Source organism: Streptomyces mashuensis, from assembly GCF_014654785.1.
Taxonomy (GTDB): Bacteria; Actinomycetota; Actinomycetes; order Streptomycetales; family Streptomycetaceae; genus Streptomyces; species Streptomyces mashuensis.
Genome location: NZ_BNBD01000012.1, coordinates 16289 through 31212, shown reverse-complemented (window position 1 = coordinate 31212; position 14924 = coordinate 16289). Strand labels below are relative to the sequence as shown.

General features: G+C 69.8%; 14 protein-coding genes. 7 read left to right on the top strand and 7 right to left on the bottom strand.

Going from position 1 to position 14924, the window contains the following annotated elements; genetic code table 11:
* Nucleotide 1: 1 nt before the first annotated feature.
* From IE305_RS24695 to IE305_RS24670, 6 genes are all read left to right on the top strand, one after another.
* Complete coding sequence (locus tag IE305_RS24695) at nucleotides 2-259, top strand: PqqD family peptide modification chaperone (protein ID WP_190131944.1); 258 nt, start codon at nucleotides 2-4, stop codon at nucleotides 257-259.
* The gene (locus tag IE305_RS24690; protein ID WP_190131943.1) at nucleotides 256-693 is read left to right on the top strand and encodes a lasso peptide biosynthesis B2 protein; all 438 of its coding nucleotides are present in this window, start codon (nucleotides 256-258) and stop codon (nucleotides 691-693) included. The genes IE305_RS24695 and IE305_RS24690 overlap by 4 nt, the downstream gene beginning before the upstream one ends.
* Entirely contained in the window at nucleotides 690-1841 is a 1152-nt protein-coding gene (locus IE305_RS24685) for a protein-L-isoaspartate O-methyltransferase family protein (protein WP_190131942.1), read from the top strand. The genes IE305_RS24690 and IE305_RS24685 overlap by 4 nt, the downstream gene beginning before the upstream one ends.
* A gap of 464 nt (nucleotides 1842-2305) precedes the next feature.
* Entirely contained in the window at nucleotides 2306-2524 is a 219-nt protein-coding gene (locus IE305_RS24680; protein ID WP_190131941.1) for a hypothetical protein, read from the top strand.
* A 160-nt stretch (nucleotides 2525-2684) separates the two neighbouring features.
* Nucleotides 2685-3374 (top strand): ABC transporter ATP-binding protein, encoded by a 690-nt coding sequence (locus IE305_RS24675; protein WP_190131940.1) that lies wholly within the window; start codon nucleotides 2685-2687, stop codon nucleotides 3372-3374.
* Nucleotides 3371-5560 carry an ABC transporter permease family protein gene (locus IE305_RS24670; protein WP_190131939.1) on the top strand — a complete coding sequence of 730 codons (2190 nt, stop codon included), beginning with the start codon at nucleotides 3371-3373 and terminating at the stop codon, nucleotides 5558-5560. Before IE305_RS24675 ends, IE305_RS24670 begins: the two co-directional genes overlap by 4 nt.
* 199 nt (nucleotides 5561-5759) lie before the next feature.
* Here IE305_RS24670 and IE305_RS24665 read toward each other — a convergent pair whose 3' ends face one another.
* The 4 genes from IE305_RS24665 to IE305_RS24650 all read right to left on the bottom strand — a co-directional run bounded on the left by IE305_RS24665 (nucleotide 5760) and on the right by IE305_RS24650 (nucleotide 9667).
* Complete coding sequence (locus IE305_RS24665; RefSeq protein ID WP_190131938.1) at nucleotides 5760-6920, bottom strand: helix-turn-helix domain-containing protein; 1161 nt, start codon at nucleotides 6918-6920, stop codon at nucleotides 5760-5762.
* Nucleotides 6921-6953: 33 nt separating this feature from the next.
* A complete protein-coding gene (locus tag IE305_RS24660) occupies nucleotides 6954-7601 on the bottom strand; it encodes a hypothetical protein (RefSeq protein WP_190131937.1) in 648 nt (215 codons plus the stop codon).
* Between the two features lie 819 nt (nucleotides 7602-8420).
* A complete protein-coding gene (locus IE305_RS24655; protein WP_190131936.1) occupies nucleotides 8421-8615 on the bottom strand; it encodes a hypothetical protein in 195 nt (64 codons plus the stop codon).
* A 113-nt stretch (nucleotides 8616-8728) separates the two neighbouring features.
* Nucleotides 8729-9667, bottom strand: a complete 939-nt coding sequence (locus tag IE305_RS24650) for a LysR family transcriptional regulator (RefSeq protein WP_308440273.1) — start codon at nucleotides 9665-9667, stop codon at nucleotides 8729-8731.
* Between the two features lie 305 nt (nucleotides 9668-9972).
* On the opposite strand from IE305_RS24650, the gene IE305_RS24645 reads away from it, so the two are divergent.
* On the top strand, nucleotides 9973-11790 hold the full coding sequence (locus IE305_RS24645) for a S9 family peptidase (protein WP_229891490.1): 1818 nt from the start codon (nucleotides 9973-9975) through the stop codon (nucleotides 11788-11790).
* Here the strand turns inward: IE305_RS24645 and IE305_RS24640 are convergent.
* From IE305_RS24640 to IE305_RS24630, 3 genes are all read right to left on the bottom strand, one after another.
* Nucleotides 11735-12586 (bottom strand): SURF1 family protein, encoded by an 852-nt coding sequence (locus IE305_RS24640; protein WP_190131934.1) that lies wholly within the window; start codon nucleotides 12584-12586, stop codon nucleotides 11735-11737. The genes IE305_RS24645 and IE305_RS24640 overlap by 56 nt on opposite strands.
* A gap of 213 nt (nucleotides 12587-12799) precedes the next feature.
* Nucleotides 12800-13921 carry a hypothetical protein gene (locus IE305_RS24635; protein WP_190131933.1) on the bottom strand — a complete coding sequence of 374 codons (1122 nt, stop codon included), beginning with the start codon at nucleotides 13919-13921 and terminating at the stop codon, nucleotides 12800-12802.
* Nucleotides 13918-14595 carry a SigE family RNA polymerase sigma factor gene (locus IE305_RS24630; protein WP_444546173.1) on the bottom strand — a complete coding sequence of 226 codons (678 nt, stop codon included), beginning with the start codon at nucleotides 14593-14595 and terminating at the stop codon, nucleotides 13918-13920. The genes IE305_RS24635 and IE305_RS24630 overlap by 4 nt, the downstream gene beginning before the upstream one ends.
* Between the last annotated feature and the right edge of the window lie 329 nt (nucleotides 14596-14924).

Here is a 14924-nt window from a genome sequence, read left to right as displayed (position 1 = left end):
CATGCCCTTCCGCCTCGCCCGTGGCGTCGAGCGGATCGACGCCGACGGCTCGCCGATGCTCTTCAACACCCGCACCGGCGCCTACTTCGCCCTCAACGACTCCGCCGCCACCGCTCTCGATGCCCTCCTCGGACACGGCGAGGTGGAGGGCGCCGCCGCCCTCATCGACACCTACGGCATCCCCGAGGACCGGGCGGCCGCCGACGTCCGCAACCTGACCGCCACCCTGACCGGCCACCGGCTGCTGGAGGGGCGATGAGCACGGTCATCGCCCTGCCCGAACGCGTCCGCCTCACCCGCACCGAGCAGGCCGCCGGACACCTCGCCGTCACCGCCGCCCACCTGATCACCGCCGCACTCGGCTCCCGCCCCGCCCGGCTCAAGCAGTTGCTGGCCGTGCTCGCCCGCCGGGCCGCCCCGGCCATCCCCGAGCAGGCCGCGCGGGCCAGGGACGTGGTGACGACGGTCAGCCCCCGCTGCGGCAGCGGCTACGGCTGCCTGCCCCGCTCGATCGCCACCGCCCTCCTCTGCCGCCTCACCGGCACCTGGCCCACCTGGAAAGCCGGCGTGCGCTTCCCGCCCCTGACCTCCCACGCGTGGGTGGAAGCCGACGGCGAACCCGTCGGCGAAGACCCGCACTACACCGCCACCTTCACCCCGACCATGACCGTCGAACCCGGAGGAGCTTCGTGACCGACCAGACCACCAGCCCGTCGCTGACCGCCCGCATGGCCGCCTACGCCGCCAGCCTGCGCGAGCGCGGAGCGATCCGCACCAGCCCGGTCGAGCGGGCCTTCGCCACCGTCCCCCGCCACCTGTTCCTGCCCGGCGGCTACTACACCAGCGGCCGCTTCGTCCCCGTCCCCGCCGAGCCCGGCGACGAGCTGCTGGACCGCATCTACTCCGACACCGCCCTGATGACCCACGTCCCCACCAGCGACGACGCGGCCGGACGGTACAGCTCCACCTCCCAGCCCCGCGTCATCGCCGCCATGCTCGAAGCCCTCCTCCTCGCCCCCGGGATGAAGGTCCTGGAGATCGGCGCCGGCACCGGTTACAACGCGTCCCTGATCGCCGCCATCACCGGCGCCGAAGTCGTCACCATCGACGTCTCCGACGTCATCGTCACCGAGGCCGCCCGGGCCGCCGAGCGGGCCGGGGAGAAGAACGTCACCGCCCTGACCGCCGACGGCTACCTCGGACACCCCGCCAAGGGACCCTACGACCGGATCGTGGTCACCTGCGGCGTCACCGGCATCTCCCCCCACTGGCTCGACCAGCTCGCCGAGGGCGGGCAGATCGTCGTCCCCGTCGCCCACGGCGGCTTCCACCCCACCCTCTGCGTCCGCCGCGACGGGCAGCGGCTCATTGGCCACGGGGTGATGTCCAGCGACTTCATGTCGGCCGCCGGCCCGCTCTACGCGTGGCAGGACGGGCAGACCCCGGCCCTGACCGAACCGCTTCCGCCCCAGCCGCTGACCACGTGGGAGAACGCCGGCCCCGCACTGGAGGGCGACGCCTACTACGACCTGTGGTTCTACCTCGGCACCATCACCGGCCGCACCACCCGCGCCTACATCGACGGCCTCGACGCCGCCCTGGGCATGGCCTGCCTCCACGAGCCCGGCCGCGGAACCGCCTGGATCCAGCGGACCGGCCACCTGCACCACGTCGGCGACCAGGGCCTCGCCAACGACCTGAAGGCCCTGGTGCACGGCTGGGTGGAACTCGGCCAGCCGGGCATCACCGACCACTACGCGATCCTCGAACGCGCCAGCGACAACGAGACAGTCTTCTACCCGGTCGACTGGCACTTGCGACAGCACCGCCAACATGCCTGACCGGCGACTTCGTCAGATCGGGACTCATGTCCCGCTCACGAGGGCGATACGACCTGCGCCACCAACGTCGGCCATGCGACGACATCAATCCAGCCACAAGCGACATCACCCTGACCAAGCACCAGAATCGGCCACCGTTGTCACATGTCCTGATTTACATTGCCGCCTGATCCAATAGTCCTCTAGATTCCCGTCCGGCAGTTGGAACATCCAACTACCGGACAAGGATCCACTGCGGGGGGCATGGCAGCGTTTAATGACTGCCCGCAGCAACGCATGCCCCCGGGCAGCAGACTGCGAAAGAGGATCGGATCATGGGACGAATCATTAAGAAGTTAGCTGTGACCGCGGCCGGTGCAGCTATCGCATTCGGGGCTGTCGGCACGTCGACCGCATTCGCTGACATGGACCTTTACGATTCGGGCGCGGTGCACTCGTGGCGTTCGTACGGAACGAAGGCAGCGGTGGAGGACACGAAGGGCGACAGCCACTCCGTCTACACCAGATACAACCGGAACTACCCCGACAACGAGGTCTACTCCCTCTGGAACAAGAGCGGTGAGGGCACCAAGGTCTGGAGCAACGACGGCGGGCGGATCTGGGACATGCGGGCCTGCGTCTCGCTCCAGGTGGAGCCGGACTCGTGCAGCGACTGGTGGACCGACAACCACCCGCACGGCTGACGGCAGACCGCGCCCGGCAGACGTATCAACGGCAGACGGGGCGGCGTGCTGATGCACGTCGCCCCGTTCGTGCAGGCCGCGGATTCGCGTAAGTGAGTGCCGAACCCTGGATCGGGGCATCGAGTACGGCCGGGCTCGACGAAGCACTGAAAGGACATCCATGGAGCCCGATGCCATCCCGCTGAGCATTAGAGGGCTGGACTACCAGATCGCCGACCGCAAACTCCTCAGTGGTCTTGACCTGACTGTGCACACTGGCGAGTCGGTTGCCGTAATGGGGCCGTCCGGTTCTGGAAAAAGCTCTCTCTTATCGCTGGCACTGGGGCTGATCAAGCCGCAGGCCGGCCAATTACGCGTATGCGGTACCGACCTTGTGGGCTTGAGCCCGGCACAAGTGACCCGGCTTCGGCGGCAGCACATCGGCATGGTGTTTCAATTCGGCGAGCTCCTTCCTGAGCTCATGCCGATCGAGAACGTCGCGTTGCCCGCGCTGCTGTCGGGTAAGCGGAAGGAACCCTCCTATCAACAAGCGCGTCGGCTACTCGAGGAGCTGGGAGTCCCCGTCGACGGTGTGGCGACAGCGGAGCTGTCCGGTGGCGAGAGGCAGCGCGCCGCCGTGGCGCGGGCGCTGATGGAGAGCCCGTCACTGCTTCTGGCGGACGAGCCCACCGGAGCCCTGGACGAGGACTCCCGGAATCATGTCGCCGACGTGTTGTTCGCTACTCCTGGACAGCGCGGCTGCGGACTGCTGGTCGTCACCCATGACCGAGCCGTGGCCGCCCGGGCTGACAGGGTTCTGTACTTGCAGCACGGGCACCTGGTGGAGTCGGCGGGGAAGGACGGCCGGTGATCGCGTCACGGTCGCTCCTGTGGCACATGCTGCGCACGGGCAGAGCGGCATCGCGCCACGGCGAAGGTGGCAGGGGCCGGTTCCTTGCGCTGTTGACGGCGACCGCTGTGATGGTGGTCGCCGGCGCCTCGCTGGTAATGGCCATGGCCACCTTCGACGGACGAGAGGCGCGGGGCGAAGCACGTAACCCCGTCATGGCCGCCAAGGGCGAGCAACCCAAGGTCCTGTGGAGTCGTTACTGGGAGAACTACCAAGGCCGGCAGTTCTCGGTCGTTGTGGTGGAACCGCTCACTGATGACGCGCCACTACCGCCAGGACTTCACCGATGGCCGGGCCCTGGAGAATCGGCCCTCTCCCCCGCGCTGGCGGACGGACCGCGCTCGGAGGACTTCCGGCACCGGTACGGGAAAATGGCCGAGAGGATCGGCGACGCGGGGCTGGCGACGCCAGGAGAGCGGCTCGCGTACACCCGGCCCAGCAAGACCATGCTCGACAGCAGCTACCTGGACGGCATCGTAGGGTTCGGCTCGCCGGGCCCCACCTTCGGAGATCTGCGACTGATCGAGCCGGAACAGCAACAGCAGCTCCTGATGCTCCTCGCCGCGCTGGTGCTGCTCCCTACGGCCGCCCTCGCCGTGGCCGCCGCGCGCATGGGCGCCCAAGGCCAGGACCACCGCACCGCTCTGCTGCGTGCCCTGGGCGCCGACCGGGCAGCGCTGGCCTGGATGAACATCGGCGCCGCCGGGGTCCCCGTCGTGCTTGGCGCCGCAGTCGGGTTGGTTGCTGTCGTGCCGTTCCTGGTCTGGAACGTACGTCTTCCCTGGATCGACTTCACGCTCGCGGCCACTGACCTCCGCCAGGCGGCAGGCGCTCTTGCAGTCGCCCCCATCGCAGCGCTGGTGGTGATGCTCGCGCTGGTGGTGCTGATCCACCCGCGCCAGGAACTCGGGTCCACGCGAGTCCGAGCCGGCATCGGTGGCCGGGTCCGTCGTCTGGCGCTGAGCGCCTGTCCCGTCTTCGCCATCCTGGCGCTGGTCATGGGTTCACTGGGAGGCAGTGGCTCCGCTTTCGGCTACCTTGTCGCCGTCATCGGAGTGTGGGCGACCGTCCCCTCGGTCATAGGGTGGGGAGTTTCCCGTCTCGCTCCCCGTATGGCCACGTCCGCGCGCAAGCGCGGTAACACCGCGGGTCTGATCGCATCAAGGACTCTGGCCGCTCACCCCGGCGTCATCGTGAGACTGGTGGCCGCCCTGGTCATCGCCATCGGCATCATCGGCCAGACACAGCTCATCAGCTCTCTACTGTCCACACGCGGCGGTAACCCGGCAGTGCTGCGCTCCGGCAAGACGCAATCCATGGCACTGGTACAGGCGGCAGACCGGGCGAGGCCCAGTCAGCAGTTTCGCGCTGCCCTCCCCGAAGGCGCTCGCATGGTCGCGCTGGGCCATTCCGGGCAGGAACTGAACGGCGGCGACGGGCCACGGATCATCCAGGCACCATGTGCGGACCTCCGCGCCTTGTCGCTGCCGTGCCCACGGGCCGGGGAACAAACCGCGGTCCCCTTCGGAGATCTCGACCGACGCCTAAAGACCGCGACGTACACCTACTTCGGGAACACCGCCGCCACGGTCCGCGTCGGCGAGCCCACAAAGCTCGACAGGGAAGACGCCTGGTACGTGGTGTTCACGCCGTCTGACCAGCCGCTGGACATCCCGGCAGTGAAGACGGCCGCTCGCCAGGCACTGAGCACCGACGCCAACATCAAGCCGATGCTGGAGGGCAGCGAGTCGTTCACGCTCGCCTATCAGTCCCGCTGGCTGCCCTTCCTCGGGGCAGCAGGCACCATCGTGCTGGCCTTGGCCATGGTGTTCGCCGCGTTCTCCGAGTACCTCCGCTTCGCCCGATCACTGGCCCCCCTGGCCGCGCTCACCGGAAACAGCGGCATGTTCAGAGCGACGGCCGCATGGGCTCTTGGGGCACCTGTGGCGGTAGCGGGTGCCCTCGGCCTGGCGGTGTATGCCGTCCTGGGGCAGGCAGTCACCGGCGGCCCGTACGGCGCCTCGCTTTCGGGAGAGCTGTGCCTCGTCCTGCTCCTCATTGCGGCAGCTGCGGCAGCAGCGATCACATGGCTCGCCGGCAGGGAAGCCGAACGCAGCAGCCACCGCTGGAAACCTCGTGCCGACTGACCACAGGACGGAATAACCTCAGGTCAGGCGGGTTCTGGCCACTCAGAGCACAGATTCGATTCCCGCCGCCTGCTCCACGGTGAAGGCCCAGGTCAGAGACCTGGGCCTTCACCGTCTAGACCTCTCTAGGCCCCAGCGATCCGTGTCACGACATGCGGGTGGGCGACTTCCTTCGCGTCCGCAAGGCGGAGCGGGCGACTCAGCGGACTACGGACAACTGCGGACGGGCGGGTGCTGGCGTCGGCTGGTTCTGACCGCGTCCTCCGCCGTCCTGGCCGGTGACGACCAGACCGAAGATGAGGTCGCTGAGGTCTGCCGGGTGCAGTTGGAGGTCACGGGCGACGTCTGCTGGGCGGACGCCTTCAGCCCGGAGAGCGGAGAAGACCTTCCCCAGTACCTGCGAGGACTCTCGGCCCAGTCGGCTGTGCGGCTCCTTCTTGCGGTATCCCAGTCGACCGAGCTCCACGCAGTGGGTCCGGTACTGCCAGTCGGTGGTCAGGTTGAGTTCGTGCAGGCGGTGGGCAAGCGCCATAGCGGCGACCTTCCAACGCCGCTTGGCCTGAAGAATCCAGTTGGTGCTGGGGTTACGGGGCGCGTACGCGAGTACGTCTGCCACCGGCATCAGCAGGGCCGCCGCGAAGCGGTGGGCCTCGCCCTCGGCCTGGGGGCCATGGGGAATCTGCTCCTCGCCGTGCAAGACGAGGTGGCCCAGCTCGTGAGCCGCGTCGAAGCGTCCACGCTCGGCAGTTTTCTCCGTGCTCAGCAGGACGAACGGGATACCCCGGTCCCAGAAGGAGAAGGCATCGACCTCGGGGCAGTCGCGGGACAGTGAGAACACTCGAACGCCGTGGGCCTCCAGGAGGTCAACCATGTTGGGGATGGGAGTGACACCCAATCCCCAGCGAGCGCGGACCAGTTCGGCTGCGCGCTCGGCCGGGCAACCTGGCCCCGCGGCCTCACCTGGGCACGGGGCTTGTTCGCCCTTGTGGAGTCGGCTGAAAGAGGTCAGCGAGGGCAGGTCGGGGTCCGGCAGTTTGAACCGGCTGCCGATCCAGTCCTGCAGGATGCGGGCCAGACGGCCGCCGCTGAGCGCGATGTCTCGTTGTGCGGCCGTCATCTTGCTCAGCGCCCGAAAGCTGACCGACTCCACGGGCAGGTCGGCGACCTCCTCAGCACTGAAGAACGACTCGGGGAACTCGAGTGCCTCGGCGATGGCCGATAGGGAAGGCGGGCTGGGGTGCGCCCGCCCGTTCTCGTAGTCCGACAGTCGTCGTGCGGTGAGTCCGGACATCTGGGCGAGGCGGGTAACGGTGAGCCCCCGGCGCTTGCGCGCCAGAACGAGCCGGGATGCGGTGGTCATGAGAGTGTGCCAATGGGTCGGAGGTGGGACGAGTCAGCCCAGGCGTTCGATGGGGATGTCGATGCCGCCCTCGCTGTCGTCTTCGCTGGGGAACGGGGTGAAGCCCTCGAAGTCGATCCAGGGCAGGATGATCCGCTCGTGCCAGCTGTCGATCTTGCCACGGCTTCCCGTGTTGTTCGGCAGCGACAGCTCTGCGTACAGCCGGGTGCCATTCTCCGTGTTCACGTGCTGGTAGAGCAGGAACCAGGTGGGGATGCCGTCGCCGACGTCCTGGGCCTCGGATTCGACTTCGTAGTCGGGGAACATCAGCTGCCGGTTGGTCTCCACCCTCCGGATGACAGCCGAGCCCTTCGGGTAGCGAGTGGAGGGCGTGAGGGCGGCGAAGCCGGTTTCCCGGCTTCCGCTCGAAGCCGTGATGGCGAAGTCGTCGGTCGGAGAGATCAGGAGCGGTACGTTGCTGGGGCTCGCGCTGCGCCAGCCCAGGGGGGTGTAGGTCTCCCGCAGGTAGCGGACGGTCCGGCCCCAGAAGATGTTGCCGGGGAGGGAAAGGGGGTCGAACGGAGTGCAGAAGTTCCGCTCCGCTTCGGCGCGCCGCAGCACGTCCTCGATCTCCTCGGTCGACAGCCCCAGCTCAGTGAGCCTGCTACGGGCGCGGGAATCCTCGACGTGCACGACTGCCATGGTCCAGCCCTTCACCGTACAGAGTTGACTTCCGGAAATCCTCCCTCATATGCGGTGGAAAATCAAGAAACGCCGCTGGTCAGAAGGAGGCCACTCTCGTCACCGAATCGACCGATGCTGATAGATCACGTCCAGCGACGGGATCGCGGCAGGCGATGAGTACTGCTCGCTTCGCCCTAGGCGATCACGCTTCGGTGGCCAAGGTCGGGTGGGTGCCGGCCCAGTCGACCCCTACGCCAAGGACACCCGCTACAGCTTGGAAGACCTCTGTTCGCTCCACCCGCATCCTGGGCGGCGAGCTGACCACCGGCGTCAGCGGCAAAGCCGAGGTGAACGCCGAGTGCGGCCTTCGGCCGGCTGACCCCTCACGCCCTCGCTCGTGCACCGAACCGGTAAACCCGAGCCACGGAGCGACAGTCCGGCTTCGCCGTCGACACCCCTAACCCCGCGGGCAAATTTGCCCTCGCTAAGTAGCTCCGGGATGCGGCGCGGACGAGAGCCTCAGCCACAGCACCCGACTTTGGGAGAATCCTGGGAGATGATCTTCTCCCGGAGGCCAACCGAACCCCCACCACACCAACCCAGACCAAGCCTCTGACCTGCCCTTTTAACAAGAGGCGCAGGTGTCGATCTTGCTCGAACCTCATTCGGGACGAAGAGGTCGTGGGTTCAAATCCCGCCACCCCGACAGGTGAAACACCAGCTCAGGGCCGGTCTTCCGTTGAGGAAGACCGGCCCTGAGTCGTTTTTCGGGTGCCGAACTCGTCGCGAGGAGCAGACGAGGAGCCGATCTTGGAGAGCGGAATCTCGAAGCCGCCGCTACCGGCCGCCCCGCAACAGCACATCGAGTGCACGCACGGGTGACGTATGACACATGGCGCGCCGGGCTGCGAGCGCCGCTTCCCACGCCTCGGTGAGTCCGTCCATCAGCTTGGGCGGCGTCCGCAGCGACTGCGCGATCTTCTTGCTGGTGTGCCGAAACCCGTGCGGCGTCAGGCCCCTCCTGATCGGCACCCAGCACACCTCAGCACGGTCGGAGGCGTTCCTCCCCGCGCCGGCACCCCAGCACGTTCGACACCGTGCCAGTGGAGACGTCGGCGAGTTTCGCCGTGCTGGTGCGCGGGCGCCTATTGAGCCACGCGGGTTCGGGTTTCGGGGCACCTCTTGGCAAGGGCGCTCGTTCCATACCTGCGTGCTGTGTGCGGCGTCTCCTCTTCTTCCTTCGGGATCAGGCGTTTCGCTTCCTCTATGAAGAGGCGGAGCTCGCGTGAGAGGCGTTTGCCCTGGCGCCAGGCCAGTTGGGTGTGGAGGGTGAAGGGCGCTTCCCAGGGGAGGAGTACCAGGTCTCCGGTGTGGACGGCGTCCGTCACCGCTGTCGCGGGGAGCAGGCAGACGCCGAGGCCGGCTGTCGCGCCGCGTTTGATCGCTTCGGTGGTGCCGAGGTCCAGGAACGTGCCGCCGACCTCGGTCGCGAGCAGGTCGCGGGCGGCGCAGGGTGCTTCCGTCGTGAGGATGGGGACGGGGCGCAGGTCCGCGGTCGTCACTCGGTGGGACGAGGCGAGCGGGTGGGTGGGGGCGGCGGCGAGGACGAGGCGTTCGGGGGTCAGGACGAGTGTTTCCAGGCCGGGGTGCTCGGTTTCCTCCTCCATGAGGAAGCCCAGGTCGAACAGGTCCTGGCGGAGGGCCCGGCGGGTGTCGGCGTACGGGCTGGGGCGCAGGGACAGGTGGATGCGCGGGTAGCGGTGGCGGAACGTTTCGAGCAGCGGGGGCAGGCGGTGGGAGGTGATGGTCCGGGTCGTGCCGATGATCAGCGTGCCGCGTGGGTCGTGCGGGGCCGCCACGTCTGCGCGGGCCTCGTCGGCCAGGGCCAGCATGCGGTCCGCGTACGGCAGCAGGCGCTCACCCGCGTCGGTGAGCCGGATCCTTCCGCCGAGGCGATCGAAGAGCTGCGCCTGGAGCGAGGTCTCGAGGGCCTTGATCTGGCTGGTGACGCTGGACTGCGCGTAGTTGAGCTCCGCGGCGGCCCGCGTGAAACTCATGACGTTCGCGACCTTCTGAAAGGTCATCAGGTGCCGTAATTCCACGTGCACCCACCCCCTTGCCATGCCGATGAATGACTGGGAGAGATCATCGGCCGGGTGGCGTGAAAACGGCACGGGCGGTCTGTTCAGTTGTCGGTTCATTGCGGGTGAAGCGGGGTGAAGTGGGCTGTGACCTTCGTCATGCGGCTTGATGCGTCCCGAGTACGCGAGTGGAAGGACTCCTTCGAGGGGTCGGTTTTCGCGCTCAAGTCGCTTTGTCCACAGGATGGTTATCCACAGGCTCGGCCACGGCCCACCGCGTGACCGCCGGTCGGCGCAGAATGGGGGACATGACTGAGAGCAACGGGTCGTTGACGGCCTCCATGCCCGACTGGGAGAAGCGGTTCCGGGCGCCGCGCGTGAGCCTGCCGCGGTGGGCGAAGTACGCGCCGGACCGCTCGCTGTTCGTCTCGAACGCGACGGGCACCTACGAGCTGTATGCGTGGGACCGGGCCACGGGCGAGCAGCGCCAGGTCACGGACCGGCCGAACGGCACCACGGACGGTGTGCTGGCGCCCGACGGCGAGTGGATCTGGTGGTTCTCCGACACCGACGGTGACGAGTTCGGCGTCTGGCTCCGGCAGCCCTTCGGCGGTGGCAAGGACGAGCCCGCGACGCCCGGCCTCGAACCGTCGTACCCCGACGGCCTGGCGCTCGGCCGGGACGGCACCGCAGTCGTCGGCCGGTCCACGGAGGAGGGCGGTTCGACGGTCCACGTCGTCCGCCCGGGCGCCGAGCCTGTGGAGATCTACCGGCACCGCCAGTCGGCCGGCGTCGGGGGGCTCTCCCACGACGGCTCGCTCGTCGCCGTCGAGCACACCGAGCACGGTGACGCGATGCACGCCGCGATCCGCGTGGTCCGCACCGACGGCACCCCCGTGGGCGAGCTCGACGACACCCGGGGCGGCACCCGCGAGCTGGGCCTGTCGGCCCTCGGTTTCGTACCGGTCGACGGCGACGCCCGCCTGCTCGTGGGCCACCAGCGGAACGGCCGCTGGGAGCCGATGCTCTGGAACCCGCTGACGGGCGAGGAGACGCCCCTGTCCGTGGACCTGCCCGGCGATCTCGACGCCACCTGGTACCCCGACGGCAGCGCGCTGCTCATCGACCACAACCACCACGCCCGCAGCGAGCTGTGGCGCTACGACCTGGCAGACGGCGCGCTGACGCGGCTCGACACGCCACCGGGCACGGTGTCCCGCGCGCTGCCCCGGCCCGACGGCACCGTCGAGTACCTGTGGTCGTCGGCCGAGAAGCCGCCGGTGGTCCGTTCCACCGCCGGGCACGTCGTCCTCACCCCGCCCGCCACGCCCGACGGCATCGACCTCGCGCCCGCGTCGGTACCGGTGAGCGACATATGGGTCGACGGGCCGGGCGGCAGGGTCCACGCCCTGGTGCAGAAGCCTGCGGGCGAGGGTCCCTTCCCCACCGTCTTCGACATCCACGGCGGACCGACCGCGCACGACACCGACTCGTTCGCCTCGGGACCCGCCGCGTGGGTGGACCACGGCTTCGCGGTCGTCCGGGTCAACTACCGCGGCTCGACGGGGTACGGGCGGGAGTGGACGGACGCCCTCAAGCACCGGGTGGGGCTGATCGAGCTGGAGGACATCGCAGCGGTCCGCGAGTGGGCCGTGTCCTCGGGCCTCGCCGACCCGGCACGGCTCGTGCTCACCGGCGGGTCCTGGGGCGGCTACCTGACCCTCCTCGGCCTCGGCACCCAGCCCGAGGCGTGGGCGGTGGGGGTCGCCGCGGTGCCGGTCGCGGACTACGTGACCGCGTACCACGACGAGATGGAGGCACTGAAGGCCCTCGACCGCACGCTGCTGGGCGGCACGCCGGAGGAGGTGCCGGAGCGGTACGCCGCCTCGTCGCCGCTGACCTACGTGGACGACGTCCGGGCGCCGGTCTACATCTCCGCCGGCGTCAACGACCCCCGCTGCCCCATACGTCAGGTGGAGAACTACGTGGAGCGGCTGGAGCGACGCGGTCACCCGCACGAGGTCTACCGGTACGACGCCGGGCACGGCTCCCTCGTCGTCGACGAGCGGATCAAGCAGCTCCGGATGGAGATCGCGTTTGCGGAGCGTCATCTCCCGGCGCGGTAGCCCCGGCCGGCGCCGGCTCGTCCGGTGCGATGCCCATGGCCAGGTCCTGCGCGGCCTCGGCCTCACGACGGAAGAGACGGAACCACATGAAGACGACGAACCCTGCGAAGACGAACCATTCACCGGTGTAACCCAGGTTCTGGAACGCCTTGAGGTCGAGGCCCGTGTTGGGGGCGGCCGCCGGCGGTACGGCGGTGAGGCCGCCGGACGCCTTGGTCACGGTGATCCACGCGTCGTACACCTGGTACGGCACGAGGTTCACCAGGGCCGCGGCGCTGATCACGCCGAGCTGCCCCTCGGGCAGGCCGCCGGCGGCCGCCACACCCTTCGACGTGGGGCTCTCGGAAGCCTGTAGCGCTCCGGTGACGGTGACCTCGCCCGAGGGCGGGGCGGGAATCCTGGCGGTGTCGGCCTTCGAGCCGGCGTCGCCCGGCAGCCAGCCGCGGACGACCGGCAGCCCCTTGCCGCCGTCGGTCCGCAGGAGGGAGAGGACGTAGAAGCCGGAGCGGTCGTCCAGGCGGCGGTCCGGGACGAGCAGTTGGTGTTCGGTGTCGTAACGACCGGTCGCCGTGGCCTGGCGGCCGGAGGTCTCGGTGGTCACGGGCAGCAGGTCGCGCAACGGCGTCGCCTGGGCCATGCGGGCCTCCTGCGCCTGGACCTGCTGTTCACGGTGCGAGTCGACCCGTGATTCGAAACGGCCGAGCTGCCAGCTCCCCATGAACAGGCACACGGGGATGGCCAGCACGGTGAAGACGTTGATCCCCCACCAGCGAGGAGTCAGCAGGAACCGATACACACCACCACGGTACGGGCACCGTCGATGCGATCAGCGAGCGGGTCGCCGGCCTGCCCCACGGCAGGCCGCCCGGCGGCCGGTGCCGGCGCGCACCACGACAACAGAAGACAGAAAACAGAACACAGCACATCGCAAGGGGGGCAGGGGGAGGGGGTGGGGGGCGGGGCCCCCGGGGGAAGGCGAGCGGGGAGCCGCGGCCGTGCCCCCGTCGGCTCACTGGCTCGGCTGTGCCGCCAGCGGTCCCGTGCGGTAGATCGTTCCTGCGCAGGCGTCCGGGAGGGTGGCGTCGGCTGCCTGGGGCTGGCCGACGTCCGGGGTGTGGGTGAGCACCACGCTCGCGGTGGGCTTGGCGGCCGTGGCGTTGTCCGGTGCCGGCTGCTGGGTCTGCTGCTCCCCCGGCGCCTGTGGGGCGGCGCCCGCGGGGGCGCCCTGGCTGGGGGCGGCACTGGGGGTGGGAGCGGTGGTCTTGGCGCAGCCGCTGGGGCCGCCGTCGGCGGCCGGGATCCAGGCGAACTTGATCTCGTACGCCTGGCCGGGCTGGAGTATCACCTGGCTGGGTTCGGTGGCGGGGTCGGGCAGGCCGACCGCGGCGTCGCCCGGCGTGTGGTCGATGACGGTGAGCCGGGAGCTCTCCGCGTTGCCCTGGGGGCGGGCGGCGACGACGCCGGAGCCGGAGACGGCGCAGACGGAGTGCGAGACGTTGACGACGCGGAAGGCGCCGTAGATCCTGCCGTCCTTGTCGGCGGTGCCGACGGTGCCGGTGCCCTGCCCCAGCTGGTTGCGGTCGCAGCTCGGCGACGAGGCGACGAGGGTCGGTGCGGCCGTGGGTGGGGTGCCGGGGGTGCCGGACGAGGGGGACGCCGGGCCGGGGGTGGTGGTGGTGCGGCGGCCCCGTTCGCCCTTCTCCTGTTCGCTGTGCGTGCGTCCGTCGGGGCCGATGGGGCGCATTCCGGGCGCGCCGGGGCCGCCGGCGTCCTGCCGGCCGTCGGTGATCTCGTGGGTGCGCTGGTGGCTGCTGGCGGCGTTGGCCGAGTGGCCGCCCTCGGTGGCACCGGTGGTGGCCACGCGGATCAGTACGGGCACCGCGGTGGCGCCGAGGATGACGGCTGCGGCGGCGCCCACTGCCACCTGCCGGCGGCGGGCGCGCCGCGCCGGCACGGCCTGGCGGAGCCGTTCGAGTGCGTCGGGGGCGGGTTCGAGGTCGCCGACGGCGCCCTGGAGCAGGCGGCGCAGCGCGGCGCCGTCCATGGGGTCCCTGCCGTCGCCGGGCCGCTCCCACTCCTGCTCTCGTTCGTGTTCGCGTTCCGGGTGACCGTGGTGACCGTTGTGGCTCATACCGGTGCCTCCATGGCGATCCGGAGCGCCGCGATGCCCCGCGATCCGTACGCCTTGACCGAGCCCAGGGACAGGCCCAGGGTCTCGGCGACCTGGGCCTCGGTCATGTCGGCGAAGTAGCGGAGGACGAGAACCTCGCGCTGGCGGCGCTGCAGTCCACGCATCGCTTTGATCAATTGGTCGCGCTCCAGCTGTTCGTACGCGCCCTCCTCCGCGCTCGCCATGTCGGGCATCGGCTTCGAGAGGAGCTTCAGTCCGAGGATGCGGCGGCGGAGCGCGGAGCGGGACAGGTTGACGACGGTCTGCCGCAGGTAGGCAAGGGTCTTCTCCGGGTCACGTACCCGGCCGCGGGCGGAGTGCACGCGGATGAACGCCTCCTGCACGACGTCTTCGCAGGAGGCGGTGTCGTCGAGGAGCAGGGCGGCGAGGCCGAGGAGCGACCTGTAGTGGGCGCGGTAGGTCTCGGTGAGGTGGTCGACTGTGGTGCCCGCTGCCATCGCCTCGTCAGCGTCCCCCCGCCGGGCGGACCCGTGGGCCGCCGGCTGTGCGGCGGGATGCGGAGGGTGCGGGGCGTGGGGGGCGTGCGGGACTGCGGTGGGCGCCGGGGTCTGTCCCGGCAGCGGTGCGGCCGGCCCCGCGGGGCCGGCGGCGGGCCAAGGCGCGATCACCGGCATCCCGCCCGGTGTACCGGTGCGCCGGCGCGCCGGCGCGCTGCCGCGCCGGGGGGCCGTTGCGATGCTGATGACCTCTGCCACGCCTGTTGGACACGCTTCCCCCCGCCAGGGTTGTACGCGCCGGGCACCGTGACCGTCGACGCGCCGTGCGGCGACGGCTCGCCGCTGCTCGACGCGGCCCGTGCCCTCATGCGTACCAACTCTTCCTCGATGCCCCGTTATTGCCCCGTTTTTGGTACCGCCGTGAGAGACGGCAACAAAGACGCTCCCCACGTCGGCCGCGGTTGCGGACGGGCGGGGAGCGAACGCTCGAACGGGATCGTCAACGG